Annotated in this window: 26 protein-coding genes; 9 read left to right on the top strand and 17 right to left on the bottom strand. The window is 65.6% G+C overall.

What is annotated here, in order from left to right; genetic code table 11:
• Positions 1–8: 8 nt before the first annotated feature.
• Positions 9–662, bottom strand: coding sequence for a DUF4126 domain-containing protein (locus tag RT131_RS05105; protein WP_313170858.1), 654 nt, complete (start codon positions 660–662; stop codon positions 9–11).
• A gap of 166 nt (positions 663–828) precedes the next feature.
• On the opposite strand from RT131_RS05105, the gene RT131_RS05100 reads away from it, so the two are divergent.
• The 5 genes from RT131_RS05100 to ampE all read left to right on the top strand — a co-directional run bounded on the left by RT131_RS05100 (position 829) and on the right by ampE (position 4351).
• Complete coding sequence (locus RT131_RS05100; protein ID WP_313170856.1) at positions 829–1569, top strand: DUF6776 family protein; 741 nt, start codon at positions 829–831, stop codon at positions 1567–1569.
• Between the two features lie 2 nt (positions 1570–1571).
• Positions 1572–2006 (top strand): polymer-forming cytoskeletal protein, encoded by a 435-nt coding sequence (locus tag RT131_RS05095; protein WP_313170854.1) that lies wholly within the window; start codon positions 1572–1574, stop codon positions 2004–2006.
• Between the two features lie 32 nt (positions 2007–2038).
• Complete coding sequence (gene erpA / locus RT131_RS05090) at positions 2039–2425, top strand: iron-sulfur cluster insertion protein ErpA (protein WP_313170852.1); 387 nt, start codon at positions 2039–2041, stop codon at positions 2423–2425.
• Between the two features lie 62 nt (positions 2426–2487).
• Complete coding sequence (nudC, locus tag RT131_RS05085) at positions 2488–3393, top strand: NAD(+) diphosphatase (protein WP_313170850.1); 906 nt, start codon at positions 2488–2490, stop codon at positions 3391–3393.
• A 73-nt stretch (positions 3394–3466) separates the two neighbouring features.
• Positions 3467–4351 (top strand): regulatory signaling modulator protein AmpE, encoded by an 885-nt coding sequence (gene ampE, locus RT131_RS05080; RefSeq protein WP_313170848.1) that lies wholly within the window; start codon positions 3467–3469, stop codon positions 4349–4351.
• A gap of 140 nt (positions 4352–4491) precedes the next feature.
• Here ampE and RT131_RS05075 read toward each other — a convergent pair whose 3' ends face one another.
• From RT131_RS05075 to RT131_RS05055, 5 genes are all read right to left on the bottom strand, one after another.
• Positions 4492–4908: a DUF2752 domain-containing protein gene (locus RT131_RS05075; RefSeq protein ID WP_313171335.1), complete on the bottom strand. Its 417-nt coding sequence runs from the start codon at positions 4906–4908 to the stop codon at positions 4492–4494.
• A gap of 44 nt (positions 4909–4952) precedes the next feature.
• Entirely contained in the window at positions 4953–5234 is a 282-nt protein-coding gene (locus RT131_RS05070) for a CD225/dispanin family protein (protein ID WP_313170846.1), read from the bottom strand.
• Between the two features lie 21 nt (positions 5235–5255).
• A complete protein-coding gene (locus tag RT131_RS05065; protein WP_313170844.1) occupies positions 5256–5588 on the bottom strand; it encodes a hypothetical protein in 333 nt (110 codons plus the stop codon).
• A 97-nt stretch (positions 5589–5685) separates the two neighbouring features.
• Positions 5686–7575, bottom strand: a complete 1890-nt coding sequence (locus tag RT131_RS05060; RefSeq protein ID WP_313170843.1) for an MFS transporter — start codon at positions 7573–7575, stop codon at positions 5686–5688.
• Positions 7576–7657: 82 nt separating this feature from the next.
• Positions 7658–8530, bottom strand: a complete 873-nt coding sequence (locus RT131_RS05055; protein WP_313170841.1) for a LysR family transcriptional regulator — start codon at positions 8528–8530, stop codon at positions 7658–7660.
• Between the two features lie 96 nt (positions 8531–8626).
• Here RT131_RS05055 and RT131_RS05050 point away from each other — a divergent pair, with 96 nt between their 5' ends.
• The gene (locus RT131_RS05050) at positions 8627–9838 is read left to right on the top strand and encodes an MFS transporter (RefSeq protein WP_313170839.1); all 1212 of its coding nucleotides are present in this window, start codon (positions 8627–8629) and stop codon (positions 9836–9838) included.
• 467 nt (positions 9839–10305) lie between these two features.
• Here RT131_RS05050 and yccS read toward each other — a convergent pair whose 3' ends face one another.
• Together yccS and RT131_RS05040 are read right to left on the bottom strand one after the other, a co-directional pair.
• Positions 10306–12474, bottom strand: coding sequence for a YccS family putative transporter (yccS, locus tag RT131_RS05045; protein WP_313170837.1), 2169 nt, complete (start codon positions 12472–12474; stop codon positions 10306–10308).
• A gap of 91 nt (positions 12475–12565) precedes the next feature.
• Entirely contained in the window at positions 12566–13483 is a 918-nt protein-coding gene (locus tag RT131_RS05040) for a LysR family transcriptional regulator (protein WP_313170835.1), read from the bottom strand.
• 83 nt (positions 13484–13566) lie between these two features.
• Here RT131_RS05040 and RT131_RS05035 point away from each other — a divergent pair, with 83 nt between their 5' ends.
• On the top strand, positions 13567–14562 hold the full coding sequence (locus RT131_RS05035) for an aldo/keto reductase (RefSeq protein ID WP_313170834.1): 996 nt from the start codon (positions 13567–13569) through the stop codon (positions 14560–14562).
• A gap of 252 nt (positions 14563–14814) precedes the next feature.
• On the opposite strand, the gene purD is transcribed toward RT131_RS05035, so the two are convergent.
• From purD to prmA, 6 genes are all read right to left on the bottom strand, one after another.
• Positions 14815–16101 carry a phosphoribosylamine--glycine ligase gene (gene purD, locus RT131_RS05030; protein WP_313170832.1) on the bottom strand — a complete coding sequence of 429 codons (1287 nt, stop codon included), beginning with the start codon at positions 16099–16101 and terminating at the stop codon, positions 14815–14817.
• An 81-nt stretch (positions 16102–16182) separates the two neighbouring features.
• Entirely contained in the window at positions 16183–17010 is an 828-nt protein-coding gene (locus tag RT131_RS05025; protein ID WP_313170830.1) for a hypothetical protein, read from the bottom strand.
• A 22-nt stretch (positions 17011–17032) separates the two neighbouring features.
• On the bottom strand, positions 17033–18616 hold the full coding sequence (purH, locus tag RT131_RS05020) for a bifunctional phosphoribosylaminoimidazolecarboxamide formyltransferase/IMP cyclohydrolase (protein ID WP_313170828.1): 1584 nt from the start codon (positions 18614–18616) through the stop codon (positions 17033–17035).
• A 265-nt stretch (positions 18617–18881) separates the two neighbouring features.
• Entirely contained in the window at positions 18882–19154 is a 273-nt protein-coding gene (gene fis, locus RT131_RS05015) for a DNA-binding transcriptional regulator Fis (protein WP_057626401.1), read from the bottom strand.
• A gap of 99 nt (positions 19155–19253) precedes the next feature.
• Positions 19254–20126, bottom strand: a complete 873-nt coding sequence (locus RT131_RS05010; protein WP_313170825.1) for a DUF3426 domain-containing protein — start codon at positions 20124–20126, stop codon at positions 19254–19256.
• A 29-nt stretch (positions 20127–20155) separates the two neighbouring features.
• Positions 20156–21070 (bottom strand): 50S ribosomal protein L11 methyltransferase, encoded by a 915-nt coding sequence (gene prmA / locus RT131_RS05005; protein ID WP_313170823.1) that lies wholly within the window; start codon positions 21068–21070, stop codon positions 20156–20158.
• Positions 21071–21216: 146 nt separating this feature from the next.
• Between prmA and RT131_RS05000 the strand changes: the two genes are divergently transcribed.
• The gene (locus tag RT131_RS05000) at positions 21217–22167 is read left to right on the top strand and encodes a hypothetical protein (RefSeq protein ID WP_313170821.1); all 951 of its coding nucleotides are present in this window, start codon (positions 21217–21219) and stop codon (positions 22165–22167) included.
• Complete coding sequence (locus RT131_RS04995) at positions 22164–22523, top strand: hypothetical protein (protein ID WP_313170820.1); 360 nt, start codon at positions 22164–22166, stop codon at positions 22521–22523. The genes RT131_RS05000 and RT131_RS04995 overlap by 4 nt, the downstream gene beginning before the upstream one ends.
• 240 nt (positions 22524–22763) lie before the next feature.
• Here RT131_RS04995 and accC read toward each other — a convergent pair whose 3' ends face one another.
• The 3 genes from accC to RT131_RS04980 are packed head-to-tail and all read right to left on the bottom strand — an operon-like array spanning position 22764 to position 25071.
• Complete coding sequence (gene accC / locus RT131_RS04990; protein ID WP_282272814.1) at positions 22764–24131, bottom strand: acetyl-CoA carboxylase biotin carboxylase subunit; 1368 nt, start codon at positions 24129–24131, stop codon at positions 22764–22766.
• Positions 24132–24141: 10 nt separating this feature from the next.
• The gene (gene accB, locus RT131_RS04985) at positions 24142–24618 is read right to left on the bottom strand and encodes an acetyl-CoA carboxylase biotin carboxyl carrier protein (protein ID WP_313170818.1); all 477 of its coding nucleotides are present in this window, start codon (positions 24616–24618) and stop codon (positions 24142–24144) included.
• Positions 24619–24672: 54 nt separating this feature from the next.
• Positions 24673–25071 carry a lysozyme inhibitor LprI family protein gene (locus RT131_RS04980; RefSeq protein WP_313171333.1) on the bottom strand — a complete coding sequence of 133 codons (399 nt, stop codon included), beginning with the start codon at positions 25069–25071 and terminating at the stop codon, positions 24673–24675.
• Positions 25072–25086: the final 15 nt, after the last annotated feature.

The following is a 25086-nucleotide window of genomic DNA, read 5'->3' as shown; positions in this document are numbered from 1 at the left end:
ATTATGGTTCAGGGGGCGGGCGGCAGCGAGCGATCGCCGGGCGTTGACGTTGCCGATATTGGCGCGTCGGTACTGCTACCGGCAGTACCGAACAGGCGCTTGAGGCCGCGCCACAGCATGCGCCATACCAGCCATACCGTCAGTGCACCGATGACGCTGGCGCTGAGTACGAAGACAAGTGCCAGCCACGGATGGGCCAAGGCCAGGGCCAGGGCGCCGATCACCACGCTGTCTTCGGCAAACGAGGCAACCCAGTTGCTGGCGGGCTCGGGGGAGGTATTGAGCAGGGCACGGGTGCCGGCCTTCAGGCCGTGGCTGGTCAGCGCAATGCCAGCGCCTGCGGCCAACACCCCGGTGCTCAGTTCGCCATTGGGAGAAAGCGTGGCGGCGGCAAGGAAGGCGCCGGCCGGAACCCGCGCCAGCGTCTGCAGCAGGTCCCAGATCGAATCCACGCCCGGAATCTTGTCGGCAAAGAACTCGGCCACCGCCAGCGCCCCGGACGTGCCCAGCACCCACCAGGACTCGGTGGCCTGCAATGCGGGCGGCAGGTCCACCCAGCCCATCAGCCCGGCCATGCCAACGCCGAACACGGTCAGATAGACACGGATGCCGGCCAGCCAGGCCAGCAAGATGCCGATGACGAATACATGGGCTTCGGTCATGGGGAAGGTCCGGCCGGGTACTGTGAGCAGGATCGCAACTATCGAGCATGCCTGCGGTGAATGCCAGCTGCCGGCGCGCAAGCGCGGGTGCATGGCTGTCGTTTACACTGGCCCGTCGTTTCAGACCGAGCACAGGTGTCACCCTCAGGGAGCACTGGAGCCTGCCATGACCCACCGACCTTCTTCCCGTTTCCAGATCACCCCGCGCGGTGGTGCGAGCACGCGCCCGGCTTGGGTGCCGATCGCCCTGCTGGCCGGCGCCTGGCTGCTGTCGCTGTTGCTGGTTGGCTGGCTGGCGGCGCGCTTTGCCTCGCCCGATGCCGGCGGACTGCGCGAGAAACTGCGCCAGAGCGAGGCCCTGGTGAGCCAGCAGCGCGGACAGCTCGACGAGCTACGCCAGCGCCAGGCCACGCTGGAGGCCTCGGACAGGATCAGTCGCGCCGCCAACAACGAGGTGCAGGCCTCGCTGGCCGAGCGCGATGAGGAAATTGCCGGTTTGCGTGCGGATGTCGCCTTCTATGAACGGCTGGTCGGCTCCACCAGCCAGCGCAAGGGTCTGAATGCCCATTCGGTGGAGTTCAGTCCCGAGGCGGCCGGCACCTGGCATTACAGCGTGGTGCTGACCCAGAACCTCAATCGGGGGGCGATCAGCCAGGGGCAGATGCGGTTCTCGGTCGAGGGCGTGAAGGACGGAAAGCTGACAACGGTCAGCTGGGATGACCTACATCAGCGAAAAGGCGTGCCAGGGCAGGATTATTCCTTCCGTTATTTCCAACAACTGGACGGTAGCGTGATGCTGCCCCGGGATTTCACACCGCAACGTGTGCGAGTCTCCCTGTCCGGATCCGGGGGGAGCTCCAACCAGACATTCGATTGGAAACTCGCCGGCAACGGCAGAGGGGAATAAACATGTTCAAAAGCAAGTCCAAGCACGACACCGACCTGTCCGTCGACGCGTTGATCGGTTCCCAGGTGGAAATCCGCGGCGACGTGGTGTTCAGCGGCAGCCTGTATGTGGAAGGCCGCATCCTGGGCAAGGTAATTGCCGAGGAAGGCTCCAAGGCGATGCTGACCCTGGCTGAACACGGTCGCATCGAGGGCGAGGTACGTGCCGCGGTGGTCGTGCTCAGTGGCAGCATGGAAGGCGACGTCCATGCCAGCGAGCGCATCGAGCTGACGCCCAGTGCCCGCGTCACCGGCAATGTGCATTACACCGTGGTGGAAATGAGCGCCGGGGCGCAGCTCAATGGCCGCCTGCTGCATACCGCTGCAATGGCCGCGCTGCCGGCACCGGATGCCAAAGTCGCCGAGAAGTCCAAGAAAGCTGAAGCCGCTGCGGCTTGAAACAGGGGCTTGCCGCCCCCATCCTGAGCACCATGAGCACCCTAGTTTCCCTGCCCGGCGTTCAGCCGGCGCCTGACTACCAGTCCCTGGACCGCCCGCTGAACTTCACCCCGGCGGCTGCTTCCAAGGTGCGTGAGCTGATCCAGGACGAGGGCAACGACGCACTCGCCCTGCGTGTCTACATCCAGGGCGGCGGTTGCTCCGGTTTCCAGTACGGTTTTGAATTCGATGAGAACCGCGCCGAAGATGATCTGGCGGTAATCACCGAAGGCGTGACCCTGCTGGTCGATCCGCTGAGCCTGCAGTACCTGATGGGCGCCGAGGTGGATTACAGCGAAAGCCTGACCGGTGCCCAGTTCGTGATCCGCAACCCCAACGCCCGCACCACCTGCGGCTGCGGTAGCAGCTTCTCGGTCTAAACCCTTCCAGGCCGCAGCTTGGCGGCTTGCAAGCCTGCTGCTTTGTCGTCAGGCTCTGGCGGATGCTGAAACCTGAATCCCGTTTTGCCGGGCACGCCTTTGTCGGGGCGCCCTTGGACCGTGCCGATGCCCTGCGGGGCGATGCCGATGCGCTGGCGGCCTTGTGGCCGACCGCCCAGGTACTGGTGTTGGATGCCGATGGCACCGCGTTCGCAGATGATCAAGGGCAACCGGCGCTGTTCAATGGTGGCGACCTGGGCGGTGGCGCCGGCGCGGCGACTTTCCTGGGGCTGCTTGATGGCCGCGCCTGGTTTGTCGCGGAGGCGGCGACGCTGACCGTGCAGGCGCCGCAGCGCATGGACCTGCGGCAGGCAGCGGTGAACTGGCCGGCCGCGTTGGCCGACATCTTCTGCTATGCGCGCGGCATGTCGTACTGGCATTCGCGCAATCGATTCTGTGGTGTCTGCGGCGGGCCGGTGCGTTTCGGCCGCTTCGGCTTCATCGGCCATTGCGATCAATGCCGTACCGAGCACTACCCGCGGGTGGATCCGGCGGTGATCGTCGCGGTCGAGAACAATGGCCGGCTGTTGCTGGGGCGGCAGAGCAACTGGGTGGCGCGCCGTTACTCGGTACTGGCCGGTTTTGTCGAACCCGGTGAAACCTTCGAGCAGACCGTCGCCCGTGAAGTATTCGAAGAGGCGCGGGTGCGGGTGATCCAGGCGCATTACCAGGGGACCCAGCCCTGGCCGTTCCCGGGCGCCTTGATGGTGGGTTTCCGTGCCAGTGCACACGACGACGTGCCGACAGTGGATGGTGAACTGGAGGATGCGCGCTGGTTCAGCGTCGACGAGGTGGGCGCGGCCCTGCAGCGTGATACCGACGATGACGGGCAGGGCATCCTGCTGCCGCAGCGGTTGTCGATTGCCCGCACCCTGATCGAACAGTGGTACCAGAGCCAGCGCCAGTGAGTGCGCTCCGCCAGCGTCCGGACTGGGCCGGGCAAGCCCGGCAGGGCCTACAATCGCAGGCAGGAGGGATCGCATGTTCACAACCTTGGTAGCGGTAATCGCCGCACTGGTGCTGGGTCATCTGGCGCCCGCATTGATGGCCTCGCTGCGTGATTGGCGCTGGTTCGGGCGCTGGTTGGGCTGGCTGCGTGCGCAGCAGGGTGAATCACCCGGACGCTACACCGTGTTGCTGGCGATCCTGCCCTGCGTGCTGTTGGTTGGCCTGATGCAATGGATCCTGGCCGAGCGCCTGTTCGGGCTGCCGTCGCTGGTGTTCGGCGTGGTGCTGTTGGCCCTGTGTTGGGGGCCGCGCGACCTGGACCGCGATGTCGAGGCGGTGATTGATGCCGAGGATGCCACCGCTGCAGGGCTGGCCGTGTCGAAACTGCAGTCGGCCGGTGGCAGCCTGCGCGAGGATGCGCCCGGCCTGGTCGAAGCGACCGTGGTCAATGCACTGCGGCGCTGGTTTGCGCCATTGTTCTGGTTCCTGCTGCTGGGGCCGCTGGGGGCGGTGCTGTATCGCCTGTTGGCGCAGTCCGCGCAGGGGCCGCAGAGCGTGCAGCTGTCCAGCGAGGAACGTCGTGCGGGGGATTGGCTGCTGGCGGTGCTGGAGTGGCCGGTCGCGCAGCTGATGACGCTGTCGATGGCGCTGGTTGGCAATTTCGATACGGTGTTTTCGGCCTGGCGCCGCGCTGCGGGCAACCGTTGGGCGCTGCAGCTGGGTTTCCTCGCCGAAGCCGCACGCGCCAGCGTGGGCGCCGAGTTGGTTGAAGAGGCCGAGGAAGCGCGGCTGGCCGGGCAGGTGCCGGTCGACGAGCGTTATCCGGAGCTGCGCGATGCGATGAGCCTGGTCTGGCGCACGCTGCTGCTGTGGATGGCGCTGCTGGCGCTGCTGGTGATTGCTGGCTGGGTGGGCTGAGCCAGCACGAATCGGGGGCGGCCGTAGCCCGGGTAAGCGCAACGCACCCAGGAAGCAGGAATCTGGTCGGGTTCAAGGCTGTTGGACGGAGCCCCAGGTGTGCTGCGCTTACTTGGGCTACGTGAATGCCGTGCCTGCTTTCAGCCCGGTGCGAGCAGGTTGAACGGGTACCAGGGCACGTTGCGCAGCAACCAATAGGAAACGATCAGTACCAGCCACGGGATCGGCCGTGCGAACAGCCGCACCAGCCAGCCCAGTTTTGCCGGCCATAGCCCGGCGCCATGCAGGGCCATCACCAGCACCGGCACGATCGACACGATCAACAGCGGGTTCATCGCCATCGCCTGCGGCAGATCCAGGTGGACCAAGGCGTGCAGGCAGCGGGTGCTGCCGCAGCCCGGGCACCACAGTCCGGTCAGCGCATAGAACGGGCAGGGAGGGAGCGGATTGCCAGGGACATTGGGGTCGACCCGGCTCAGTATCGCCACCGCGCCCACGCTGATGCCGGCAATCGCGGCCAGGGGCAAGTAACGCAGCAGATGTTGCGGGAACTGCATATCAGCAAACAGGCCGGCCGCTGGCGGCCGGCCCGTTGGGTTCATCAGTAGCTGGAAGCGCCGCTCATCGCGCCGCCAACACCGAGCACCATGACCAGCACGATGTACAGGATGGTGACGACGATGCCTGCGCCAGCGGCGTAGATCGCCCACTTCTTGGCCTTGTCGGCGGCATCACGGGCGCCGGCGATGTCACCGGCAGCCAGCAGGCCGTTGACCTTGGCAGCGTTGATGATCGACACGATGCCCAGCGGCAGGCAGCAGAACAGGGTGGACAGGATTGCCCAGACGAGGTTGTTGGATACGGCGGGACTGCTTGTATTCACGTAAAACTCCTTGTTGAAAAATCAGCGTGACTTGCAGGCATTCGCCGCAGTCAGCGACGAGATGATCATTGTGGCAACCCAGCATAGCGGCCACGTGATGAAACCGATGAAGACAAAACACAGCAGAAAGTTGACGAACGACAGCGCCCAGTAGCCGAACATGATGATCAGCCCGGTGGCGACGTTGCCCGCGTACAGATGACCAATACCGAAAACCTGGAAAAACCCCGGCAGCACTTCCAGCAACGCTGCTATCCCGCCGGATTTCTGCGGATGATAGTAGTGGTGTACCTGCTGCGGCGCGGAGGGCGGCGCAGGGGGTACAGCTGGCAGTGTTGGCGTGGCGTTGTCCATATATCCCCTTGCTCCTGAGCTGTGCCGCGGTCCCCGGCAGACACATAGGGCGCTAGCCTAGCCACTTGTCCTATTTCTGGAAAGTGGTCTTGCCTACTTAAGCTTCATCACCACGCAGCTTGCGGACCAGTAATTCGAGTTGTGGGGCATCGGTTTGGCCGCCATCGACCGGTGGTCCGGCGACAACCTCGATGTGTGCGCGGAAGCGGCGCGGTACCCGCATCTGTCCCAGCCGGCTGTCACGGCGGCTCCACATGCTGGACCACATGCCCTTCAGTGCCATCGGCACTACCGGCACCGGACGCCGCGCAAGGATCTTCTCCACCCCCGACTTGAAGGCGGCAATCTCGCCATCCTTGGTCAGGGCACCTTCGGGAAAGATGCAGACCAGCTCGCCCTCGGCCAGTGCCGCATCCACCTCATCGAAGGCGCGCTGCATCAGCGCGGCATCTTCCTTGGGGCTGGCGATGGGAATGGCCTTGGCGGTCTTGAAGATCCAGCGCATCACCGGGATGTTGAAGATCCGGTAATACATGACGAAGCGGGCCGGACGCGGGATCACCGCCGACAGGATCAGCGCATCCATGTAGCTGACGTGGTTGCAGACGATCAGCGCGGCGCCTTCATCGGGCACATTGTCTTCCACGCCCTTGACCCGCAACCGGTACAGGGTGCGCACCATCACCCAGCTCAGGAAGCGCATCAGGAACTCGGGCACGATGCTGAAGATGTAGACCGCGACCACGATGTTGGCGATGGCAAGTGCCAGGAACACCTGCGGGATGGTCCAGCCCAGCAGGCGCTGGCTGAGCAGGCCGAGGACGGCGGCCAGCACGATGAAGCCGGAGTTCTGGATGTTCAGCGCGGCGAACACGCGCGACATTTCCGATTTCGGTGTGCGGCTCTGGATCAGCGCGAACAACGGCACCACGAAGAAGCCGGTGAACAGGCCGATGCCGAGCAGGTCGATGATGATGCGCCAGCTGCCGGGCTGCTGGACGAAGCCGGCAACGTCCAGGCCCGATACGGTCACCGCACCGGTACGGGCGAAGTACAGATCGAGCAGGAAGGCGCTCATTCCGAATGCACCCAGTGGCACCAGGCCGATCTCGACGATGCGTCCGGACAGCTTCTCGCACAGCAGTGAGCCGACGCCGGTGCCCAGCGAAAACAGCGCCAGCGCGAAGATGTACAGCACCTCGTCGCCGCCCAGGTTGACCACCGCATAGGTCGGCAGCTGCGAGGTGAGCACGGTGCCAAAGAACCAGAACCACGACACCCCGAGGATGGCATTGCGTACCGCCTTCTGCTTCTTGGCCAGGCGCAGCACAGCCAGCGATTCGCTGATCGGGTTCCAGTTGATCTTCAGATCCGGTGCGCCGGCATCCACGCGCGGGATCATGCGGGCGGTGAAGTTGCCGATCAGCGCCAGCGCGATGATGGCAACCGCAGCGACGATTGGCCCATGGGTGCCCGCCAGCGCAAAGATCATGCCGCCGGCAATCATGCCGGTGAGGATGGAGATGGACGTGCCCATTTCCACCAGTCCGTTGCCGCCGGTCAGTTCCTCGGGCTTGAGGATGGACGGCAGCACCGAGTATTTGACCGGGCCGAACAGGGTGGACTGCAGGCCGGTGCAGAACAACGCCACCAGCAGCACCGGCATGTTCTGGGTAAGGAAGCCGACCGCCGCCAGTGACATCACCACGATCTCCATGGTGGTGGTGATGACGATGAGCTTCTGCTTTTCCAGCTTCTCGGCGATCTGTCCGGCAAGTGCCGAGAACAGGAAATAGGGCAGGATGAACAGTGCCGGCGCCAGGTTGGTATACAGCGTGCGTTCTTCGCTGCTGACGCCCAGGTAGAACAGCAGGCCGATGATCGCCTGGCGGTAGATGTTGTCGTTGAAGGCGCCCAGCGCCTGGACGATGAAGAACGGGAGGAAGCGGCGCTGCGTGAGCAGGGCGAACTGGTTGTGGCCGGACATCGTGACTCCTCGGTGCTGCGCGGCACATTAGCAGAACCGCATGTCGCTATTGATCAAGCCGCGCGCGTATTGCAGAAGCCTCTCAGGCCGGGCCCGCAGGCAGCAGGTCCAACAAGGCGCGCGCGGCCGGGGTGGGGTCGGCCCGCCATATCGCGCAGGTGCGGAAGCGGAATGGTTCGACCAAGGGCCGTACGAGCGTGCGCTGCATACGTGCGGCCATGCTGTCGGGAACCACCGCCACCGCCAGGCCGGCGGCGACCAGTTGCTGTTGCAACTCGCTGTGGGTGACCTCGTATTGCAACTGGGCCTGGACGCCGCGTTCGCGCAGGGCGTCATCCAGCATGCGCCGCACGCCGGCGCCGGGTACCAGCGCCGCCAAGGGCAGGCCTTGCAGCGCCTGCAACGGGATAGCCGCGAGACTGGCCAGCGGATGATCGGTTGGCATTACCAGCGACAGACCTTCCTCATGCAACAGGCGGTGCTGCGGCGGCAGGGTGATCTGTGGACCCACCCCGACCAGCGCCACGTCCAGGTTGCCGGCTTCCACTTCGGCCAGCAGCACATCGCTCATGCCGGCCTTCAGGTGGACCTCCACCGCAGGATGTGCGGCCCGGAACGCTGCCAGCAAGGCAGGGACATCCACCACATTGAGCGAGGTGATCTGGCCGATGTTGATGCGGCCACGCACCGTGCCCAGGGTCAGTGCCATTTCCTCCTGCAGGCGGGCGGCGGCCTGCAGGGTCAGCCGGGCGTTGTGCAGGAATACCTCGCCGGCAGCGGTCGGCCGTACCCGCCGGTGGCTGCGCTCGAACAGGCGCGTGCCGAAGGCATCCTCCAGCCGTGCGATCTGGTGGCTCAGTGCCGATTGCACGGTGTGGCAGCGGCTGGCCGCGGCGGTGAAGCCACCTTCCTCGGCCACGGCGACGGCGAATTCGAGCTGGCGCAGGGTGAACATGCCATCACTGAAACAGATGGATGGGATGAAAACAATACATTGGCGTCATTGATGGCGGCGGCCCAGACTTACCGCAGTTCCCGCCGTGGCTTCCCCATGAATACCCCCGTCTCCCACTCGCCCCATCGCCCCTTGAGCCAGGCCCAGGTCCTGCTGCTGGCTGCCGCCACCGGCCTGATCGTGGCCGGCAACTACTACGCGCAGCCCTTGCTGCATATCCTGGCCGAGGCATTCCGGATCGGCGCCGACGCGGCGGGCTGGGTGGTGACGGTGGCGCAGCTGGCTTATGCCGCCGGCCTGTTGTTGATCGTGCCGCTGGGTGACCGGCTGGAACGCCGCCGACTGATCGTCGCCCTGTTCGTGCTGGCGGCGGTGGGCCTGGCGATCAGCGCCACCGCGACCCATTTCGTGCAGCTGCTGGCAGGCACCGCCCTGTCCGGCCTCAGTGCGGTGGCAGCGCAGGTCATCGTGGCGCATGCGGCGGGTCTGGCCGAGCCGGAACATCGGGGCAGGGTGGTGGGCACGATCATGGCTGGCCTGCTGCTGGGCATCCTGTTGGCGCGCACTGCCTCCGGCGTACTGGCCGGGCTGGGTTCCTGGCACACCATTTACTGGGTGGCCTGCGTTGCCTTGCTGGTGCTGGCGGTGGTGCTGGCACGCTTGCTGCCGACGCACCAACCCAGTGCCAGCCTGTCCTATCCGCGCCTGATCGGTTCGGTGCTGGCCTTGCTGCGAGATGAGCCCTTGCTGCGCCAGCGCTCTGTGCTGGGTGGCCTGCTGTTTGCCGGCTTCAGCGTGTTCTGGACGCCGCTGGCCTTTCTGTTGTCGGGCCCGGCTTACGGTTACTCGATTGCCACTATTGGTCTGTTTGGTTTGATTGGTGCGGCAGGTGCGTTGGCTGCCAGCAGTGCCGGCAAGCTCAGCGATCGCGGTCATGGCCGCGCGGTGGCGCTGGGTGGCCTGCTGATGATGCTGTTGTCGTGGTTGTTGCTGGCGTTCGCGCCGGTGTCGCTGGCGGCGCTGATCGTGGGCGTGCTGATGCTGGATATCGCCGTGCAGGCGGTGCATATCAACAACCAGAGCGTGATCTACCAGCTGGATGAGAGCGCCCGCAGCCGTATTACCTCGGCCTATATGACCTGCTATTTCATCGGCGGTGCCAGTGGCTCGGTGCTGAGCACGATGGCCTGGACGCGCTATGGCTGGAACGGCGTCTGCGCGCTGGGCGGCGTGTTCGCGGTGATCGGCCTGCTGGTGTACTTCATGCCGGTGCGCAAACAAGCCACAAAGAATGTGGGAGCGGCGTAAGCCGCGAAGCCGATAGCGCCACCGTCGACGAAGGGCGTGCATGCCAGGCTTTTGCAGGAGCGGCGTAAGCCGCGAAGCTGGCAACCGTTCCGTTGATGGATCTTCTGCGCACAGAGTTGTAGATCGGTGGTTGAGGACTGACGCCAAAGCCAAAGCCAAAGCCAAAGCCAAAGCCAAAGCGTCCCCCCATCCGCCCTTCGGGCACCTTCCCCCGCAGGCGGGAGAAGGGACAGCAACAGCCACAGCCACAGCCACAGCCACAGCCACAGCCACAGCCACAGCTAGATCCGCAGCCAATCACTTGTAGGAGCGGCGTGAGCCGCGAAGCTGGCGATGGTGACGTTCCTGGATTGCATGCGATCTGAGCGGCTGGGTTCTATGCCGTATGGGAAAAACAAAAAGCGAAATCAACGGCACCCCTCCCCAACCCTCCCCTGTGCTCCGCGCAAGGGAGGGGGTAACAGCAACTAGGCCGGCGACATCGCTTCTTCCGCCGACGCCCTCAGCTTCGGCAACAGTCGCAGCATCAAGGCCAGCTGGGTACGCACCAGTCGCGACTTCTCATCGATCTCATCCGGCATCTGCTCCAGCGCATCTGCCAGTGCGATCTCGTCTTCCTGCGGGTCCGCCGGCTGGCGTCTGCCCAAGGCTTCAGACAATGCAGCCAAGGACTGCTGCAGCTGCCGATGCCCGCCCGCAACCAGCGCATCTTCATTGACTGCATCCGCCTGCGCACGATGCGCACCCAGCGCCGACAGATAGCCCAGCAAGGTGTTGGACAGGGCGAGGAAGCGGAAGCCCGCATCCAGATTGCCGCGTGCATAACCCGGCTCACGCAGCATGTTCGCCAACGCCACCGATAGTGCGACGTCGGCGTTGTGCATGTCGCGGCGGGCGATGCGGTAGGGCAGGTCGTCGCGCATGCCGCTGCGATACTGGCCCAGCACTTCATCCAGGTAGGCGGTGCTGGTGGCGATCACCTGTGCCATCACCTTGTGCAGGCGCCGGCCTTCCCAGTCGGGCAGGATCAACAGCGAGGCGATGGCGGCGATCACGCAGCCGATCAAGGTGTCGAGGAAGCGCGGCCAGATCAGCACGAAACCATTGCCGATCAGGTTGAAGCACAGCAGCGCCATCACCGTGATCGCGGCGGTGGCCAGCAGGTAGCGGTCGGTGCGGGTGATGAAGAACAGCAGCGCTGCCGCCAGCGCCAACAGCAGTTGCAGGCCAGTGCCGGGGAACAGCTGCATCAATGCCCAGGTCACGCCCAGGCCAAGCAGGGTGCCGGCGATACGTTGCACCAGCCGCAGGCGGGTGGCGCCAAAGTTGGGCCGGCAGACGAAGACGATGGTCAGCAGGATCCAGTAACCGTTCTCCGGGTGCACCAGCTTCAGCAGGGCATAGCCGGCAATCAGCGCCAGACCGATGCGCACGCCATGGCGGAACAGCAGCGAGCCTGGGGTCAGCGCCTGGCGCAGGCGGGTGCCCATTTCGCGCAGGGTGTGCGGCGAGGAATCGCGCAGGCGGGTGTCGATGCCTTCCAGCGGGGTATCCGCCAGTGCGGCTTCGGACAACTGCCGCTCGATGCTGGTCAGGTTGGCCGCCAGCAGCTGCAGCGAGCCGAGCAGGCGGGTCCACTGCGGATTGCGCTGCTCACGCAGGTACTGCAGCGAAGACTGCAGGTCCTGGCCGGCGACGCGGGTGCGTTCGCCATAGTCGAACGGCTGGCGCAGGCGGATGGCCTCGCCCAGCGTTTGGCAGGCCTTGCCCTGCAGTGACAGCAGGCGCCGACAGCGGAACAGCACGTCGCTGTGGAAGAAGGCCTCGGCCAGGGCTTCATACGGATAGTGCGAGGAGCTGGCGCGCTCGTGGAAGTCCTGCGCCATGTAATACAGGCGGAAGTACAGGCCTGACTGCACGCCGGGCCGGCCGGAGCGGCCGAAGCGACTGAGGATGGCGGTCTTGGCGATGTTCAGTGCCTGCACCACGCGCACGTTCTGCTCGGCCAGCGCCAGTCGGCGTGCTTCCAGATTGCCGTGCCGCACCGGCTCGAACAGGTCGGCCTTGAGCTGCAGGTAATGGCCGAGCTCGAAGAACAGCCGCGCCAGCCGTTCGCGCACCGGGCGGTTGGCGAACATCGCCGTCCACAGGATCGACAGCAGGCCGTACCAGGCGGCGCCAACCAGCAGCGGGACCACCTCGCGCAGCGCCTGTTGCTGGCTGACGTTGTGGTGCTGGTCCATCGCGATCATCGCGTAGATCGCCAGCGTCACTGTGGCCTGGCCGATGGAGGCATAGCGCTCGCCCAGCGCGCCGAGCAGGGTCAGGCCGAAGGCGGTCAGTGCCAACGCGCTGATGAAGGGAACCGGGTAGGGGAAGAGCGCGATGACCGCCGCCGCAGCAGCGGCAAAGCACAGCAACGACAACAGCACGGATTTTGTACGGCCCCACCAGTTGTCATCGGTCTCGGCGATGGCGCTGGCGATGATGCCCAGGAACAGGCCGGGGATGGCTTCGATGTGGCCGTCGTACCAGCCATAAGCGATGGCGGCGGTGAGGGCGATGAACACGCGCAACCCGTAGCTGGCTTTTTCGTGGGCCCAGAGTTGGCCGAGGTGACGGTCGAGGCGGCGCATGCCGGAAGCGTGGACTCGCGGGGATCAGGTTGTCAGCTTGCGGTGCCGTGGCGATGCAGGCAAGCGCGAACCGTCTGCAAGTGTGCAGGGCTCAGCCTGCGGTATTGGCCGCGCGCATGAAATCGAGGAACACGCGCAGCTTGGGTGCCAGTTGCTCGCGCGATGGGTAATAGAGATGGAAGCCGGGATAGGGCGGTTGCCAGTCATCGAGCAGTCCATGCACGCGACCCGCGTCGATGTCGGCGCGGGCGATGGCTTCGAATATCTGCAGCAGGCCAAGCCCGTCGCGCGCTGCCTGCAAGGCCAGCGTGCTGTCGTTGAGCAGCAGAGGCCCGCTGACATCGAGGGTGAAGTCGCGCTGATCACGGCTGAACTCCCAGGGCATCACCCGGCCATTGCTGTTGCGGTGACGGATGCAGGCATGGCCGATCAGTTCTTCCGGTGTTTGCGGTGTGCCATGCCGCTGCAGATACGCCGGCGCGGCGACCACGGTCCAGCGCATGGGTGGCCCCAACGGCACCGCGATCATGCCATCGGCCAGCGCCTCGCCCAGGCGGATGCCGGCATCGAAGCCCTCGCCGACCACATCGATCAGCGCCGCCTGCATCGACAGCTCCACTTCTACCCGCGGGTAGGCGGCGTGGAAGGCGGGCAGGTGTGGCAGCAGCAGGTACTCGATGGCGAAACGCGGCGCGGTGATGCGCAACTGCCCCGTCGCCACGTCGCGGTTGGCTTCCACCGCATGCAGCGCCTCGCCGATCCGGGCCAGCGCCGGGGCGGTGTCCAGCAACAGGCGCTGGCCGGCCTCGGTCAGGCCAACCCGGCGGGTGGTTCGTTGCAGCAGACGGATGCCGAGCCGGCGCTCCAGGTTGCGGATGGTCTGCGACAAGGCCGACGGTGAGACCGCCAGCTCGATGGCTGCCTGACGGAAGCTGGCATGCCTGGCCACGCAGGCGAAGGCCGCCAGGGCCGGCAACAGGGCGGGATCTACTGTGAAGTCAGGCTTCATGGTCAATGCGGAGTATCCGCCTTTATCGACATAGTGGCGAGGGCCTACAGTTCCCTCCGTCCTTTCCCCCGCTGGAGTCGCCGATGAAAACCCGAGTTCTGGGCCGCAATGGTCCTGTTGTTTCCGCACTTGGCCTGGGCTGCATGGGCATGAGTGCGTTCTATGGTGGCCGCGGCGATGATGCGGCCTCGATTGCGGTGATCCACCGCGCGCTGGAGCGTGGCGTGACGCTGTTGGATACCGCCGACATGTACGGCCCGCATACCAACGAGGTGCTGGTTGGCAAGGCGATTGCCGACCGGCGCGCGCAGGTGTTCCTGGCCACCAAGTTCGGTGTGCGGCTGGATCCCAATGATCCGCAGGCGCGCGGTGTCGATGGTCGTCCGGAATACGTGCAGGCGGCCTGCGAGGCCAGCCTGCAGCGCTTGGGTGTGGATCATATTGATCTGTACTACCAGCACCGTGTTGATCCGCAGGTGCCGATCGAGGACACGGTGGGGGCGATGGCGCGGCTGGTCGAGCAGGGCAAGGTGCGTTACCTGGGCTTGTCCGAGGCCGCGCCGGAAACGATCCGCCGCGCGCATGCGGTGCATCCGATCACCGCGCTGCAGACCGAATATTCGTTGTGGTCGCGCGAGCCGGAGCAGAACGATGTGCTGGCGACGGTACGTGAGCTGGGCATTGGCTTCGTGCCGTATTCGCCGTTGGGCCGTGGCTTCCTGACTGGTGCGATCCGCAGCCCGGCCGATTTCGAGGACGGTGATTACCGCCGCAACTCGCCGCGCTTCCAGGGCGAGAACTTCGATAGGAATCTGGCTTTGGTTGAGCAGGTCAATGCGATTGCTGCCGACAAGGGCGTGACGCCGGGGCAGTTGGCGTTGGCCTGGGTATTGGCGCAGGGCGATGACCTGGTGCCGATTCCGGGCACCAAGCGTTTGCCGTATCTGGAGGAGAATCTGGGTGCGCTGGAGGTGGTGTTGGGTGCGCAGGACCTGGCGCGGATCGACGCAGTGTTCCCGGTGGATGCAGCGGCGGGCCTGCGTTATCCGGCGGCGAGCATTGGCAGCGTGCATCGGTAACACCGGGCAGGCTTCAACTGTAGAGCCGAGCCATGCTCGGCTGGGGCTTTCCCAATAACGCCCTCTGCCGAGCATGGCTCGGCACTACATTTTTGCGCTCTCCCTTGCGCCGCAGGTGCAGGGGAGGGTTGGGGAGGGGTAGCTTCTGCGGCATTGCCGATAAAGCCCCTGCCGAGCATGGCTCGGCACTACATTTGTGCCCTCCCTTGCGCCGCAGGCGCAGGGGAGGGTTGGGGAGGGGTGAGCCTCCGCTTACTGCTGCTCGCGGGCGATCGCGCGCCAGCCGATGTCGTTGCGGTGGAACTCGTTGGCCCAGTGGATCCTGGCAACGCCTGCATACGCATGCTGCTGCGCATCACCAACGCTGTCTCCCAGCGCAGCAACACACAGCACGCGGCCACCGGCGCTGACCACGTTGCCGTCAGCGTCCAATGCCGTACCCGCATGGAATACCTTGGCACTGGCCGGCACATCATCCAAACCGCTGATCACATCACCGGTGATCGGGGTTTCCGGGTAGGGCTTGGCGGCCAGCACGACACCAAGCGACGGACGCGGGTCCCACTGCGCTTCCACGCCGGCCAGCGCGCCATCAATGGCGGCTTCGACCAGATCCACCAGATCCGACTGCAGGCGCAGCATCACCGGCTGGGTTTCCGGGTCGCCAAAGCGCACGTTGAACTCGATCACCTTGGGCGCGCCGCTGGCATCGATCATCAGGCCGGCATAGAGGAAGCCGGTGAACGGCACGCCGTCGGCGATCATGCCGGCCACGGTGGGCTCCACCACCTCGCGCATCACCCGCGCATGCACGTCCGGGGTCACCACCGGTGCCGGTGAATAAGCGCCCATGCCGCCGGTATTGGGGCCGGTATCGCCATCGCCCACGCGCTTGTGGTCCTGGCTGGTGGCCATCGGCAGTGCGATGCGGCCGTCGACCATCGAGATGAAGCTGGCTTCCTCGCCTTCGAGGAACTCCTCGATCACCACGCGTGCGCCGGCATCGCCAAAGGCATTGCCGCTGAGCATGTCGTGCACGGCGGCTTCGGCTTCTGCCATCGTCATCGCCACGATCACGCCCTTGCCGGCGGCAAGACCGTCGGCCTTGATCACGATGGGCGCGCCCTTCTCATGCAGGTAGGCCAGCGCGGAATCCACTTCGGTATGCACGGCGTAGTACGCGGTGGGAATGCCGTGGCGGGCAAGGAAGTCCTTGGCAAAGGCCTTGCTCCCTTCCAACTGCGCGGCGGCCGCGGTCGGCCCGAAGATGCGCAGGCCGGCCTGGCGGAAACGGTCGACCACGCCCAACACCAGCGGCACTTCCGGGCCTACCACAGTCAGGCCCACGGCCTCGTCCTGCGCCAGTTTCAGCAGGCCCTCGATGTCGGTGACCTTGATCGCGACATTGCGGCACTTGCCTTCGGTGGCGGTGCCGGCGTTGCCGGGGGCGACGATGATTTCGCTGACGCGCGGTGATTGCGCCAGCTTCCAGGCCAGTGCGTGTTCGCGGCCGCCAGAGCCGATGACGAGGAGTTTCATGGGGTCGGTTCCTGTGGGGAGGGGGCGGAAAAGCTCAGGGGTGGAGTGCAGTGCGTGCGGGCGATGTGCGCGCCTTGCGCATCAATCGCAGCTTTCGATCTGCATGCTCGGCGGAATCAGGTAGCGCGCCTGCGCGCTGTCGTAGGCGATGCTGTGGGTCTTGTTGGCAGCCCCCGCGCAGCCCCGGCCTTTCTCCTGCACGCGCAGCGGCCAATTGGCGAGCTGCGGCTGGCTGTTGTCGGGTGTCGCGTCGAAGTTCAGGTCCAGGCGGCCATGCGAACAGTTGCCGGAGGCATTGCAGTCGATGGCGTTGCGATCATCCAGATGGCTGCGCAGCCAGCCTGCGCTGGACAAGGTCTTGCCGCCATCGAACACGTACCAGGCGCGGTTGCGCATTGCTGCGCCGACTACCACCAGTTCGTCGTCGACCTGGAAACCCCAGACATCGGCACCCATCTGCAGGATCGTGACAGTGCCCGGTTTGCCGCCGGTGCCACTGCCCTGGCCGAGCAGTTCGGCGGCGATGCTGATGCCATCATCGGCGGCACGCTGCAGGACGATGAAATCGGTGCTGCCCAGTTCAATCGGGCTGGCATCGTCGTACGTGGTGCAGATCGCCAGCATGCGGTAGTTGCCGTTTTGCACCTTGATGCTCTGGTCGGCGCAGATATCGCGATGCACCGGACGTGCCTGACCCAGATCGGCATCATTCAGTTGCTGCGTCCATTGCCCTTGCAGCTGCACGGTGCTGCCATAGCGTTCCTGCAGTACCGCCATCACCCCGGCCTCGTAGCTGAGTTTCGGCTTTGCTGTTGGAGCATCACCCTGTGCGGGCGTGCCCTGCTGGCACGCGGCCAGCAGGGCGACGGCGAGCAGGGAAATCAAACGCGGGAAAACCCTGGTCGCCATGTGCCAGCTCTCGGTAACGGAATCAGTGACGGAAGTGACGCACGCCGGTGAACACCATGGCGATGCCATGTTCGTCGGCAGCAGCGATCACTTCGTTGTCACGCATCGACCCACCCGGCTGGATCACCGCGGTGATGCCGGCTTCGGCAGCGGCGTCCAGGCCGTCGCGGAACGGGAAGAACGCATCGGATGCCATCACCGAGCCCGGCACCACGAGGCCAGCATCCGCCGCCTTGATGCCGGCGATGCGGGCGGAGTAGACGCGGCTCATCTGGCCGGCGCCAACACCGATGGTGCGCTCGTCCTTGGCGTAGACAATCGCGTTGGACTTGACGTACTTGGCCACGCGCCAGGCGAACAGCAGATCGCGCAGCTCGGCCGCGGTCGGCGCGCGCTGGGTGACGGTCTTCAGTTCGTCGGCGCGCATGCCGCGGTTGTCGGCGCTCTGCACCAGCAGGCCCGAACCGATGCGCTTGGTGTCGTAGTTGTTGCGGGCATCGCCGGCCGGGATGCGCAGCACGCGCACATTGGCCTTCTTGGTGGCGTAATCCAATGCGGCCGGCTCGTAATCCGGTGCGATCAGCACTTCGACGAACTGGCGGTCGAGGATGGCCTTGGCGGTTGCCGCGTCCAGCGTGCGGTTGAAGGCGAGGATGCCGCCAAAGGCGCTGGTCGGGTCGGTGTTGTAGGCCATCTCGTAGGCGGCGCCGACATCGGCAGCCACGGCCACGCCGCACGGGTTGGCGTGCTTGACGATGACGCAGGCTGGCACGTCGAACTGGCGCACGCATTCCCAGGCGGCGTCAGCGTCGGCCAGGTTGTTGTAGCTCAGTTCCTTGCCCTGCAGCTGCACGAAGGTGGCCAGGGTGCCCGCCACCGGGTACAGGTCGCGGTAGAACACGCCGCTCTGGTGCGGATTCTCGCCGTAGCGCAGGTCCATGACCTTGATGAAGGAGGAATTCATCTGTGCCGGGTATTCATTGCGCACCGGCACCGCAGCGCTGGTGTCGGTGACGGCCGACAGATAGTTGCTGATCGCCGCGTCGTACTGGGCGACGCGGTTGAACGCGGCCACCGACAGTTCGAAGCGCTTGGCGGCAGACAGCTTGCCGTCGTTGCTGGCCAGTTCGGCCAGCAGTGCGTCGTACTGGTCCGGGCTGGTAGCCACGGCGACGCGGGCGAAGTTCTTGGCCGCGCTGCGCAGCATCGCCGGGCCGCCGATGTCGATGTTCTCCACCGCGTCGGCGAGCGTGCAGTCGGCCTTGGCGGTGACCGCTTCGAACGGGTACAGGTTCAGTACCAGCAGATCGATCGCGGCGATGCCGTGTTCTGCCATCACCGCGTCATCGGTGCCGGCGCGGCCGAGCAGGCCGCCGTGCACCATCGGGTGCAGGGTCTTGACCCGGCCGTCCATCATTTCCGGGAAGCCGGTGACGTCGGACACGTCCTTGACCGGCAGGCCGGCCTCGCGGATTGCCTTGGCGGTGCCGCCGGTGGACAGCAGCTCGACGTTGCGGGCAGCCAGGGCACGGGCCAGATCGATCAGGCCGGTCTTGTCGGAAACGGACAGCAGAGCCCGGCGTACGGGCAGCAGATCAGAAGACATGGGGAGGCAGGGGAAGCGGAAGCGGGCCCGTATTGTAGCCGCGCGGTCACACAGAAGCAGGGTGTAGTGCCGAGCCATGCTCGGCAGGGGCCTTCCCAGCAATGCACATGTAGTGCCGAGCCATGCTCGGCAGGGGCCTTCCCAGCAATGCACATGTAGTGCCGAGCCATGCTCGGCAAGGGGCCTTCCCAGCAATGTACGACGGCGGGGATTACCGGTAACGCTTCTGCCGAGCATGGCTCGGCACTACAGGCAGCCCAGGGCTTTACGCCAGCCCGTATTCCTTCAACTTCTTGCGCAGGGTGGCGCGGTGGATGCCCAGCAATGCCGCGGCGCGGCTCTGGTTGCCTTCGCAGTGGTTCAACACTTCCACGAACAACGGGATTTCCATCTCGCGCAGCACGATCTCGTACACGTCGTCGGCGTCGCAGCCGTCCAGATCGCGCAGGTAGCGCCGTACGGACTGGGCAACGTGTTCGCGAAGCGGCGGCTTCGGAGCGCCACGACTGGTGTCAGGACGGGTGGGGGCAGCGTTCAAGGAGAGTTCCCGGGTTCAGCAAGGTCGGGCGCTTTGGCCCGGCATGGGGGAGGGAGTCTAGCGCGTGGGCCGTCGGCCTGCCACGCCATTGTCCCGCGTTTACTGAAATTCGAAGCTGAAGGCGACCGTGGCCGCGGCCGGCTCGCGCAGCCGGAATGACACCTGCGCGCTCTGTCCGGGCTCCAGTCTTGCCTGCGGATCTGCCGCTGGCCCGAGGTATTCGGCCGGCTGCAGCGTGCGGCGGCCGATCACCCGGCCATCGGCGTCGGACAGTGACAGCCGCAACGCAGGCCAGGCCTGGGCCCAGCGGGCGTCGTTGCGGAAACTGGCCTGTACCTGCAATGCGCCTGCCTGTCCCGGGACCGGGCGGATGTCGCGGCTGAGCATGCTGAACGCGCCGGGCTCATGCCATGGCGGCAGGCTGCAACGCAGCACCGTGCACAGGCCGCTGACCAAGGGACGGGTGCCTGCATCGGCGGCCAGACGGGCGCGGTCGGCAATGATGATCTGCAGACCGAGCAGCAGCGCCAACGCCAGCACCAAACCCCATTGCCAGCGCGGCGTGTCGGCTGCTGGCGCGGCCTGCGTGCGGTTGTCGCGGGCGAAGCTGGGGGCGACTGCTGCTGCGGCCTGACCGGCCTCCTCCTCGTCCTCGTCTTCCTCCGCGGGCCCGCGGACGATGGCCGGACTTTCGATGCCCATGCCTTCGCTGACAACGCTGCTATCTGCCGCTGCAACAGCCGCCTCCTTTTCGACCGGCTGGGCGTCGTGACGCTCAGCCTTGATCGGTTCCACCGCTGCTGGCGGCAGCTCCAGCTGCAACTCCGGTGCGATGAGCGTGCCGTCGTCAGTCGGGGTGGCAGGCAGGTTCGTCGGCGCAGCCGGCTTGCGCGCGTCTGCTGCCGGCGTGTTGGCGGGGCCTTGCAGGAAGGTGGCCAGGGAAGGCTGGGTGGGCGTGGTTTCGTCAGTCATGGCAGGGCAGGCTGAGGCACTGGCCCCATTCAAGCACGGCGCACGCCGGTGATGCGCATCCAGTCGCCATCCTGGGTGGCTTCAAGCTGGTCGAACCAGGTCGCGTAACGCTCCAGCAGTTCGCCTTCCTGGCCGTGCAGGATGCCGGACAGTGCAATCTGCCCGCCGGCAGCGACGCGCGCGGCAAGCAGTTCGGCCAGGGCGTCCAGCGCCGAGGCCAGGATGTTGGCCACCACCACCGGGTAGGTGGCGACCGGCTCGTCTTCCGGCAGGTAGGCGGCGATATGCACGCCATTGCGCTCGCCGTTGTCGTGGGTGGCGATCAAGGCCTGCGGATCGTTGTCCACACCCACCGCCTTGGCGGCACCCAGCTTCAGCGCCGCCAGGGCGAGGATGCCCGAGCCGCAGCCAAAGTCGAGCACGGTGTTGCCGGCCAGCTTGCCCTCGGCCGAGAGCTGGTCCAGCCAGCGCAGGCACAGCGCGGTGGTCGGGTGGGTGCCCGAGCCGAAGGCCAGGCCTGGGTCCAGGCGCACGATGGCGGCGTCAGCGGTCTGCGCGGCCTCCGGCAGTTCGTGGTTCCACGGCACGATCCAGGTGCGTTGGCCGAACTGCATGGGCTGGAACTGGTCCAGCCAGGCGCGTTCCCAGTCTTCGTCCTGCACGGCGCGGAAGCTGGCGTGGGTCCAGTCCAGGCCCGGATCGAAGGCCTCCAGCGCGGCCAGCAAGGCCAGCGCATTGGTATCAGCCGGGAACAGCGCGCTCAGGGTCAGCTCGTTCCACAGCGGGGTTTCGCCCACGCCCGGCTCCAGGATCGCGCGCTCGTTGCTGGTATCGGCGTCGGCGTCGAGCATGGTCACCGCCAGCGCGCCGACGTCGTCGAGGGCATTCTCGTAACGGGGCTGGGTGGCTTCGGAGCAGCGCAGGGTCAATTCGAGGAAGGGCATGGCGGCGTACGGCAACGGCGGGACAGGGCACGCATCCTAGACGAGGCGGGCACCAATTGCGCGTTCAGCTGGCCGATTCATCCGGCCCGGCCACGGGTATTGATAGAATTCCGGACCTATTACCGCGTAACGGGCTGCCGCTTCCCATGCTGTCGTTGCTGGCCAGAAAACCCTGGTATCTATTGGTGCTGCCTGCGGCAGTGCTGATGGCTGCATTGGGCGTTCGCAGCGGCAGTTTCCTGCACGGGGACACGGCGGAAGTGGTGGCGGCCAGCAATGGCGCCGCCGCCGAAGTGACCGCGCCGCTGCTGGCTGCCGCTACCGTTGTGCCCGAGCAATCCACTGCGGTTGCTGCGGGTCTGCCGCTGGACCTGCGCGCATCCTTCGAGAACGGCAGTGACCTGTATGCCTATGCCCACCAGCTGCAGGTAGCCGCGGATGCAGGCAATGCCGAGGCGGGCTGGGTGGCGAGCCGCATCTACGATTACTGCGGCGTGTTCGCGATGGACCCTTCGGGTTATGCATTGGACAGCGCCGCATTGCAGCGCATGGATCTCAATGCGATTTCCGCGATGCTGGCCGCGCGTGGCAGGGTGCGCCAGGGGTGCGCGGGTTTCACCGCTGCCGATGACCTGGGCCGTGCGCGCGTGCTGCAGCAGCGCCGGGCCTCGGCCAAGGCCGGCAATCTGGCGGCCGAAGCGGCCTTGCTGTCGATGGGAGAGCCCTTGAGCGAAACCCCCAGGTACCGGCGTGAGTTGGTTGAGCGGGTGCAGTCCTCGTTGGACCCGGAGGCCTTCCTCGCGATCTCCGGGGCGATGGGCACCGCAGCGGCCGGGGACGATGCCTACAAGGGCATGGTTGCGGGCACCCAGTTCAGCCAATTGGCGTGGCAGGTGGCTGCCTGCCAACTGGGTCTGGCCTGTGGGCCGGAAAGTGCGTTGATGGTGGCGTATTGCGCCAATGGTGGGATCTGTTCGCGCGATCCCAGGCAGGATTTTGAGTCATTCGTTTACGACGCTGCGGTACCGCGGCAGGGTGTGGAAAAAATGAACGAGATGGTCAGCAGCTTGCGCAATGCGCAGCGAGGTGTGCGATGAACTACCGACGTTTCATGCACGGTGCAAAATTCTGGATCTGGGTCGTGTTGTTCGTGGCCTATTCGGCGGGCGCGGTCGGCGTGGTGCTGATCGATACCTATGAAGACCGCTACCGAGCGCTGTCCAAGATCAAGCTGACCACCGTCAAATCCGACGAGGACCTGCGCCGTGCCGGCGCCACCCAGGCGGCGGCGGTGTACCGCGCGCAGAGCGGCATGCCGTTCAACACCTTGCAGCCGGGCAGCAGCTTCCAGATCGTATGGCCGGACGGTTCGGTGGAAACGGTGACGGTGGTGGATCCGTCCTCGCCGCTGGGCACCGAGCCGCTCAAGGGTACGGTGGTGGAAGCCGAGTAAACCGGTGTTTCCAGCAGGCACAAAAAAAGGCGGGGATTCCCGCCTTTTTTTGTGCCTGTTTGCGTCTGTAGTGCCGAGCCATGCTCGGCAGCGGTCTGACCGGCAATGCCCATGCCGAGCATGGCTCGGCCCTACATTCCTGCTCCCTCCCTTTCGCGCAGCGAAGGGGAGGGTTGGGGAGGGGTAAGCCTTTTGGGCCTTCATGCCGAGCATGGCTCGGCACTACCGGTGCTGCCCCGATCAGGTCAGCGCGATCGAACGCGTCTTGCGCTCGGCCAGACGCTTTTCCAGGTAGTGGATGTTCTGCCCACCGGCCTGGAAGCCCTGGTCGCGCATGATGCGCTGCTGCAACGCGACGTTGGTCTTGATGCCGTCCACCACCATCTCGCTCAACGCCACCCGCATGCGGGCAATGGCGGTTTCGCGGTCCGGGCCGTGCACGATCAGCTTGCCGATCATCGAGTCGTAGTTCGGCGGCACCTTGTAGCCGGCGTAGATGTGCGTATCAACGCGCACACCCGGGCCACCCGGCGGATAGAAGCCGGTGATCAGGCCGGGGCTGGGAATGAAGGTTTCCGCGTCCTCGGCGTTGATGCGGCATTCGATCGCGTGGCCGTGCAGCACCACGTCGCTCTGCTTGATGCTCAGCTTCTGGCCGGAGGCGATGCGCAGCTGTTCGGCCACCAGGTCGATGCCGGTCACCATCTCGGTCACCGGATGTTCCACCTGCACGCGGGTGTTCATTTCGATGAAGTAGAACTTGCCGTCTTCGAACAGGAATTCGAAGGTGCCGGCGCCGCGGTAGCCGATGCGGATGCAGGCTTCCACGCAGACCTTGCCGATCTGCTCGCGCAGTTCGGAGGTGATGCCCGGTGCCGGCGCTTCTTCCACCACCTTCTGGTGGCGGCGCTGCATCGAGCAGTCGCGTTCACCCAGGTGGATGGCGTTGCCCTGGCCGTCGGCCAGCACCTGGATTTCCACGTGACGCGGATTTTCCAGGTACTTCTCCATGTAGACCTCACCATTGCCGAATGCTGCCTTGGCTTCGGACTTGGTGGTTTCGATGGAGGCCTTCAACGCGCCTTCGGCATGCACGACGCGCATGCCGCGGCCGCCACCACCACCGGAGGCCTTGATGATGACCGGGTAGCCGATCTCACGGGCGATCTTGGTGTTGGTGACGATGTCTTCGCCCAGCGGGCCGCCCGAGCCGGGCACGCACGGCACGCCGGCGGCCTTCATCGCGCGGATGGCTTCCACCTTGTCGCCCATCAGGCGAATGGTTTCCGCACGCGGGCCGATGAAGATGAAACCGGACTGCTCCACGCGCTCGGCGAAGTCGGCGTTCTCGGACAGGAAGCCGTAACCCGGGTGGATGGCCTGGGCGTCGGTGACCTCGGCCGCGGCGATCAGCGCCGGGATGTTGAGGTAGCTTTCCGACGACGGTGCCGGACCAATGCAGACCGATTCATCGGCCATGGCCACGTGCTTGAGGTTACGGTCGACGGTGGAATGCACCGCGACCGTGCGGATGCCCAGGGTGTGGCACGCGCGCAGGATGCGCAGCGCGATTTCACCCCGGTTGGCGATTACGACTTTATCCAGCATGGCCGGCGCCTCAGGCAATCACGAACAGCGGCTGGTCGAATTCAACCGGGCTGCCGTTCTCGCCGAGGATGGCCACCACGGTGCCGGACACTTCGGCCTCGATCGGGTTGAACATCTTCATCGCTTCGATGATGGCCAGGGTTTCACCGGCCTTGACAGTCTGGCCGACGCTGACGAAGGCCGGCTTGTCCGGCGAGGACGAGGCGTAGAAGGTGCCGACCATCGGCGCGCGCTGCACGTGGCCTTCCGGCAGGGCATTGCCAGGCTTGGCGGTGCCGCCGGTGGAGGCTTCGGTCGGGCCGCTCATCGGCATGGCCGGGGCGGCAGCAGCGGGGGCAGCGGCATAGACCGGTGCCGGCGCAGCGACGTAGCCGCCAACCGGGTTGCGCGACAGGCGCACGGATTCTTCGCCTTCCTTGATCTCGATTTCAGCCAGGTTCGACTCTTCCAGCAGGTCGATGAGCTTCTTGATTTTGCGCAGATCCATGAGGGCCTCTTTGGTTGCAGTAAGTCAGTAAGGAGAAGGCGCGGTGCGCCCGGGTCAAAGTTCGTAGAAATCGCGCAGCTGCCGGGTACGGTCCTGCGCATGGGTGGTGAGACAGTGCATCTGCGCGCCATTGCGCGAGGTGCCGTCGGCATTGAAGGCGTAGACCGCAGCGCAGTCCTTGTCGCGCAGTTGGATCCAGGCGCGCTGCGCCTCAATCAATTGCTGCTCGGCAGCGCCGCAATGCGTGCAGCTGCCATCGGCGGCCTGCTGCTGTAGTTGGCGGCGGGCCAGCTTGTAGGTGGTGTTCAACAGTGCGTCGGCATCGCTGGCACGGTCGGATGCGCACAGGTCGCTCTCCATCGTGCTGGTTACATTCGCGCAGTCGATGCCTTCGGCAGCTCGATCCAGGTTCTGCGCATGCGCAGCCGCCAGCGGCAGGCACGCCACGGCCATGCCCGTCAGCAACCG

Origin of the sequence: Stenotrophomonas sp. (assembly GCF_032066555.1) — a bacterium.
Taxonomy (GTDB): domain Bacteria; phylum Pseudomonadota; class Gammaproteobacteria; order Xanthomonadales; family Xanthomonadaceae; genus Stenotrophomonas.
Note: the sequence above shows the minus strand (reverse complement) of the source record. Positions and strands in the feature narration are given on the sequence as shown.

What these genes read in the sequence shown, in the direction of transcription:
- RT131_RS05105 (WP_313170858.1), bottom strand. Translation starts at nt 662, where the DNA reads ATGACCGAAGCCCATGTATTCGTCATCGGCATCTTGCTGGCCTGGCTG.
- RT131_RS05100 (WP_313170856.1), top strand. Translation starts at nt 829, where the DNA reads ATGACCCACCGACCTTCTTCCCGTTTCCAGATCACCCCGCGCGGTGGT.
- RT131_RS05095 (WP_313170854.1), top strand. Translation starts at nt 1,572, where the DNA reads ATGTTCAAAAGCAAGTCCAAGCACGACACCGACCTGTCCGTCGACGCG.
- erpA (WP_313170852.1), top strand. Translation starts at nt 2,039, where the DNA reads ATGAGCACCCTAGTTTCCCTGCCCGGCGTTCAGCCGGCGCCTGACTAC.
- nudC (WP_313170850.1), top strand. Translation starts at nt 2,488, where the DNA reads ATGCTGAAACCTGAATCCCGTTTTGCCGGGCACGCCTTTGTCGGGGCG.
- ampE (WP_313170848.1), top strand. Translation starts at nt 3,467, where the DNA reads ATGTTCACAACCTTGGTAGCGGTAATCGCCGCACTGGTGCTGGGTCAT.
- RT131_RS05075 (WP_313171335.1), bottom strand. Translation starts at nt 4,908, where the DNA reads ATGCAGTTCCCGCAACATCTGCTGCGTTACTTGCCCCTGGCCGCGATT.
- RT131_RS05065 (WP_313170844.1), bottom strand. Translation starts at nt 5,588, where the DNA reads ATGGACAACGCCACGCCAACACTGCCAGCTGTACCCCCTGCGCCGCCC.
- RT131_RS05060 (WP_313170843.1), bottom strand. Translation starts at nt 7,575, where the DNA reads ATGTCCGGCCACAACCAGTTCGCCCTGCTCACGCAGCGCCGCTTCCTC.
- RT131_RS05055 (WP_313170841.1), bottom strand. Translation starts at nt 8,530, where the DNA reads ATGTTCACCCTGCGCCAGCTCGAATTCGCCGTCGCCGTGGCCGAGGAA.
- RT131_RS05050 (WP_313170839.1), top strand. Translation starts at nt 8,627, where the DNA reads ATGAATACCCCCGTCTCCCACTCGCCCCATCGCCCCTTGAGCCAGGCC.
- yccS (WP_313170837.1), bottom strand. Translation starts at nt 12,474, where the DNA reads ATGCGCCGCCTCGACCGTCACCTCGGCCAACTCTGGGCCCACGAAAAA.
- RT131_RS05040 (WP_313170835.1), bottom strand. Translation starts at nt 13,483, where the DNA reads ATGAAGCCTGACTTCACAGTAGATCCCGCCCTGTTGCCGGCCCTGGCG.
- RT131_RS05035 (WP_313170834.1), top strand. Translation starts at nt 13,567, where the DNA reads ATGAAAACCCGAGTTCTGGGCCGCAATGGTCCTGTTGTTTCCGCACTT.
- purD (WP_313170832.1), bottom strand. Translation starts at nt 16,101, where the DNA reads ATGAAACTCCTCGTCATCGGCTCTGGCGGCCGCGAACACGCACTGGCC.
- RT131_RS05025 (WP_313170830.1), bottom strand. Translation starts at nt 17,010, where the DNA reads ATGGCGACCAGGGTTTTCCCGCGTTTGATTTCCCTGCTCGCCGTCGCC.
- purH (WP_313170828.1), bottom strand. Translation starts at nt 18,616, where the DNA reads ATGTCTTCTGATCTGCTGCCCGTACGCCGGGCTCTGCTGTCCGTTTCC.
- RT131_RS05010 (WP_313170825.1), bottom strand. Translation starts at nt 20,126, where the DNA reads ATGACTGACGAAACCACGCCCACCCAGCCTTCCCTGGCCACCTTCCTG.
- prmA (WP_313170823.1), bottom strand. Translation starts at nt 21,070, where the DNA reads ATGCCCTTCCTCGAATTGACCCTGCGCTGCTCCGAAGCCACCCAGCCC.
- RT131_RS05000 (WP_313170821.1), top strand. Translation starts at nt 21,217, where the DNA reads ATGCTGTCGTTGCTGGCCAGAAAACCCTGGTATCTATTGGTGCTGCCT.
- RT131_RS04995 (WP_313170820.1), top strand. Translation starts at nt 22,164, where the DNA reads ATGAACTACCGACGTTTCATGCACGGTGCAAAATTCTGGATCTGGGTC.
- accC (WP_282272814.1), bottom strand. Translation starts at nt 24,131, where the DNA reads ATGCTGGATAAAGTCGTAATCGCCAACCGGGGTGAAATCGCGCTGCGC.
- accB (WP_313170818.1), bottom strand. Translation starts at nt 24,618, where the DNA reads ATGGATCTGCGCAAAATCAAGAAGCTCATCGACCTGCTGGAAGAGTCG.
- RT131_RS04980 (WP_313171333.1), bottom strand. Translation starts at nt 25,071, where the DNA reads ATGGCCGTGGCGTGCCTGCCGCTGGCGGCTGCGCATGCGCAGAACCTG.